This is a genomic window from Microtetraspora sp. AC03309 (assembly GCF_020826795.1).
GTDB classification, from domain to species: domain Bacteria; phylum Actinomycetota; class Actinomycetes; order Streptosporangiales; family Streptosporangiaceae; genus Microtetraspora; species Microtetraspora glauca.
Window position 1 is genome coordinate 1 of the sequence record NZ_JADDIL010000163.1, and the last position, 4720, is coordinate 4720.

Below are 4720 nucleotides of genomic sequence, written 5' to 3' on the forward strand. Positions count from 1 at the left end.
GTGTCGCCGGTCGCGCCGGGGGCGGCCCAGGATCCCGGGGCCCCGCCGTACGCCGGAGGCTGGCTGGGCGCCCAACCGGGCGGCACGTCGGGGGCGGGGCCGTCGTGGTCAGGGCCGTCTGTCATGTCCCAATCCTGGCATGATGTACGGCCGCTTGGCGTGGCGAGCCGTATGCGAAAACCGCGCCATCGCCGAGGCGACGGGCACCGGTCATGATCGAAAATCCAGAAATGATCATTCGGGGCCGCTCCTCCGGGGGCGGCTCGCGCGCAAGGCCGGGCGGCGCGGGAGATTTTCCCTCGGGGGCGGGCAAAGGTCCTGGTGCGATCTTGGCCGCATTTGGTCACATCATCGCGCGTTCCGCCCTGTGCGCCTAAACTCCTTCCTTTGTCATGGTCGTGTATCGCTCATGCGGTGGCCACAGGTAGCCTTCCGGTGAACGTGTGATATCGCCCATATCTCTCAAATTTGCGTAGAACGAATGAGGGGCCATGAAAGGACGCGTGCTGGTCGTCGATGACGACGCCGCTCTCGCCGAGATGCTCGGCATCGTGTTGCGCGGGGAGGGATTCGAGCCGTCCTTCGTGTCCGACGGCGACAAGGCACTCGACGCATTCCGCGACACGCGGCCGGATCTGGTTCTTCTCGACCTGATGCTCCCGGGGGCCGACGGCATCGACGTCTGCCGCCGCATCCGCGCGGAGTCCGGTGTGCCGATCGTCATGCTGACCGCCAAGAGCGACACCATCGACGTGGTGCTCGGCCTCGAGTCCGGCGCCGACGACTACATCGTCAAGCCGTTCAAGCCGAAGGAGCTCGTCGCGCGCGTGCGCGCCCGGCTCCGCCGCACCGACGAGCCGACCCCCGAGATCCTCCAGATCGGCGACATCACGATCGACGTCGCCGGGCACTCGGTCAAGCGTGCCGAGGAGACCATCAACCTCACGCCGCTGGAGTTCGACCTGCTGGTCGCCCTCGCGCGCAAGCCGCGCCAGGTCTTCACCCGCGAGGTCCTGCTCGAGCAGGTCTGGGGCTACCGCCACGCGGCGGACACCCGGCTGGTCAACGTGCACGTCCAGCGGCTCCGCGCCAAGATCGAGAAGGACCCCGAGCACCCCGAGATCGTGGTCACGGTCCGCGGCGTCGGGTACAAGGCCGGCCCGGCCTAGCCTCCCGGCCGACCCGCGATGCCCGCCCCCGCGAAGAAGCCCGGCCGGAGGAGCCCGCGCCAGATCGCGCGCGGCGTCCGCCGGCGGGCCCGGCGCGCCGCGCGCCGGGCCCGCGGGGTCTGGCGGCGGTCCCTCCAGCTCCGGGTGGTGACCAGCACGCTGGTCATCTCGATGACCGTCGTGGTGGTCCTCGGCGTCTTCCTGATGCAGTCGATCGTCAAGTCGATGGTGGACGGCCGCAGGAACGTCGCCGTGGCCGAGGCCGCGGCGAACGTCACGACCATCGCGGGCTACCTGGAGAACGCCCCGCTCGGCGGCGACTCCGCCAAGCCGCAGGCGTCCGGCGACGGCACCACGACCTCGTCGGACAACCCGGTGGACGTGGTGGCCAAGAGCCTGGCCGACCGGGCCGGATCCCGCTACAGCGTCGTCATCCGCAACGACGGGGCGGTGGGCGAGGAACGTGCCACCGGCGACATCGACTGGCGAAGCGTCCCCGAGAGGATGCGCGAGAAGGTCCGCAAGCTCGGCCCGCTGGACCCGCCCTACGCCCAGATCGGCGTCCCCCTGCACTTCCTCGGCAAGGCGCCGGAGGTCGGCATGGTGGTGGGGGCCAAGGTCGTCTCGTACAACGGCACCGTCTACGAGATCTACCACCTCTTCCCGCTGGGCGAGGAGGAGCGGACCCTCTCGTCCATCCGCCAGCTGCTCATCGTGGTCGGCGCCGTCCTCGTGCTGCTGCTCGCCGCCATCGCCTCCCTGGTGACCCGCCAGGTCGTCACGCCCGTACGACTGGCGCGGCAGGCGGCGGAACGGCTGGCGGCCGGCCGGCTGGAGGAACGGCTCAAGGCGCGCGGGGAGGACGACCTCGCCCGGCTGGCCACCTCCTTCAACGAGATGGCGTCCAACCTCGCCCTCAAGATCCACCAGCTGGAGGAGCTGTCCCAGGTCCAGCGGCAGTTCGTGTCCGACGTGTCGCACGAGCTGCGCACCCCGCTGACCACGGTAAGGATGGCCGCCGACCTGCTCTACGAGAGCCGCGAGGACTTCGAACCGGCCGCCGCGCGGTCGGCCGAGCTCATGCAGAACCAGCTCGAACGCTTCGAGTCGATGCTCGCCGACCTGCTGGAGATCAGCAGGTACGACGCCGGAGCCGCCACACTCGACCTGGATCCGGTCGACATGCGCGACGTGGTGCTGAGCGCCATCGGCGATTCGGAGGCCCTGGCGGAGCGGCACGCCACCCGCTTCGAGCTGCGGATCCCGAGCGAGCCCTGCATGGCCGAGGTGGACAGCCGCCGGGTGGAGCGCATCCTGCGCAACCTGCTGTTCAACGCCATCGAGCACGGCGAGGGCAAGGACATCGTCGTCACGCTGGGGGGCGACAGGGACGCCGTGGCGGTCGCCGTACGCGATCACGGCGTGGGGCTGAAATCGGGCGAGGAGAACCTGGTCTTCGACCGGTTCTGGCGGGCCGACCCGTCACGGGCGCGGACCATCGGGGGAACGGGGCTCGGCCTGGCCATCTCCCGGGAGGACGCGCTCCTTCATGGGGGCTGGCTCCAGGCGTGGGGGGCGCCCGGGGAAGGCACCCAGTTCCGGCTCTCCCTGCCGCGGCAGGCGGGGGCCGAGCTCAAGGGGTCGCCGCTCCCGCTCGTCCCGCCCGAGGTCGAGATGCGGCGTAGCTGGCGCGGGCACATCCCCGCGCTGCCGGCGGGGATGGGGGACGCGGTGGTCTTCGATGTGGACTAGGTCCGGCCCGCTCCGGTACGCCGCGGTCGCGGTGACCGCGCTCGCGATGGCGGGCGGCGGAGCCGGGTGCGCGATCATCCCGACCGGTGGCAGCCCCATCCCGGCCAGGGAGGAGAGCAACAGCGACCCGCTGAACGCGCCGTACGTGCGCATCATCGCGTCCCCGCCGAAGAACGGCGCGCAGCCGCGGGACATCGTCGCCGGCTTCCGCGCCGCGATGGCGAGCGTGGACGACTCCGACTGGAAGGTCGCCAGGCAGTACCTCACCGGCGACGCGCTCACCGAATGGAATCCCAAGGGCGGGGTCACCGTGTTCGACTCGGCCGGGCCGAAGGAGGAGGGCGACGCGAGCGGTGTGACCATGACGTTCCGCGGCACGGTCGCCGCGACGATCGACGGCGAGGGCCGCTACCAGGACCTCACGCTCTCCAGCATCGAACGCGATCTCGCGTTCGGGCTCACGAAGGTCGGCGGTGAGTGGCGCATCTCCTCCGCGCCGCCGGGGCTGCTGCTCTCGTCCGCCGACGTCAAGCGCGCCTACGGCGCGTTCGACCTGTACTACCCCGACATCAGCCACAAGTGGCTGATCGCCGACCATGTCGCGATCCCCATCGACCCGAGCGAGAGCCAGGTGGAGACGCTCGTCAGGTGGCTGCTCCGCGGGCCGGGGCGCTCGTTGCGCGGCGCGGTCGGGAAGGTGCTGCCCCCGGAGACGGCGCTGATCCGCGTCGTACCCGACGGCGACAGCGTGATCCTCGACTTCACCTCGTCCATGGCCATGATCGGGGAGCGGCTGGACCAGATGAGGGCGGTCTCGGCGCAACTCGCCTGGACCCTCAACCAGGTCATCCCGGGGCAGAGCATCCAGATCCAGGTGAACGGGGAGCCGCTCCCGACGGACGCCCGGGGCATCAAGTTCCAGAACTATCCCGAGTTCAACCCCGCCGTCCTCACCGGCGATCAGCCCGCCTATTTCATGAAGGGCGGCGTGCTACGCCGGGTCGACCACGACGCGGGAGATCCGGTGGTCGAGGGCGCCCCGGGGCAGAAGACCATGGAGTTCACCTCGCCGGCGATCTCCGGTACCGAGCGGCGGGCCAAGGTGGCCGCGCTCGGCGACGACGGGGCGGTGTACGTGGCCGATATGGCCACTATGACCACCGAGGAGAGCCGGTGGGACAAATGGATCGCCGGGGTGAAGGGCAGCACGCTGACCCCGCCCTCCTGGGACAGGTACGGCGCCGTGTGGACCGCCGAGAACGTCGCCGGTGAGCTGCGGGTCTGGGTCGCGTACGGCCCGGCGCCGCAACGGGTCATGATCCCGGCGGAGATCGCCTCGGCCAATGTGGAGGCCCTGCGGGTCGCCCGTGACGGCGCCCGCGTGGCGATGATCGTCGACAGCGGTCACGGGCCGGAGTTGAAGACCGGCCCGGTCCTCAGGGACGAGGGCAACCTCCGGATCGGCGAGCTGAGGACGCTGGTCGAGGCCAAGGAGGGCCAGAGCATCCTCGATGTCGCCTGGAAGGACGGGCAGCACGTGGTGGTCCTGTCCCAGAGCAAGAAGGGTGGCCGCGTCTGCACCACCTACTCCGTGACCGACGGAAGGTCGGAGGAGCCCAAGTCGGCGGCGCACGTCTCGAGCATCAGCGCGGCGGGGGACTCCCTGCTCGCCGGCAGCGACGACGGCGGGGACGGCGGTGAGGTCCTCTCCTGGGACGGCAAGAAGAGCGAGTGGGCGACCGAGGTGAAGGACGGGGCCGGCTCCCCCGTCTACCCGCTCGGCTGACCGGCCTTCCGGC

The 4720-nt window shown here is 70.6% G+C and carries 3 protein-coding genes; all 3 read left to right on the top strand.

What is annotated here, in order from left to right; genetic code table 11:
• Positions 1-491: 491 nt before the first annotated feature.
• Genes mtrA through IMZ11_RS41820 form a run of 3 tightly spaced genes read left to right on the top strand, consistent with a single transcriptional unit; the run spans position 492 to position 4707 of the window.
• Positions 492-1169 carry an MtrAB system response regulator MtrA gene (gene mtrA / locus IMZ11_RS41810; protein WP_036327899.1) on the top strand — a complete coding sequence of 226 codons (678 nt, stop codon included), beginning with the start codon at positions 492-494 and terminating at the stop codon, positions 1167-1169.
• A gap of 18 nt (positions 1170-1187) precedes the next feature.
• The gene (gene mtrB / locus IMZ11_RS41815) at positions 1188-2921 is read left to right on the top strand and encodes an MtrAB system histidine kinase MtrB (RefSeq protein ID WP_228649019.1); all 1734 of its coding nucleotides are present in this window, start codon (positions 1188-1190) and stop codon (positions 2919-2921) included.
• Complete coding sequence (locus tag IMZ11_RS41820) at positions 2911-4707, top strand: LpqB family beta-propeller domain-containing protein (RefSeq protein ID WP_228649021.1); 1797 nt, start codon at positions 2911-2913, stop codon at positions 4705-4707. Before mtrB ends, IMZ11_RS41820 begins: the two co-directional genes overlap by 11 nt.
• The last annotated feature ends 13 nt before the right edge of the window (positions 4708-4720 follow it).

Excerpts from the sequence above, each read along its gene's own strand:
- mtrA (WP_036327899.1), top strand. The coding sequence starts at position 492 with ATGAAAGGACGCGTGCTGGTCGTCGATGACGACGCCGCTCTCGCCGAG.
- mtrB (WP_228649019.1), top strand. The coding sequence starts at position 1,188 with ATGCCCGCCCCCGCGAAGAAGCCCGGCCGGAGGAGCCCGCGCCAGATC.
- IMZ11_RS41820 (WP_228649021.1), top strand. The coding sequence starts at position 2,911 with ATGTGGACTAGGTCCGGCCCGCTCCGGTACGCCGCGGTCGCGGTGACC.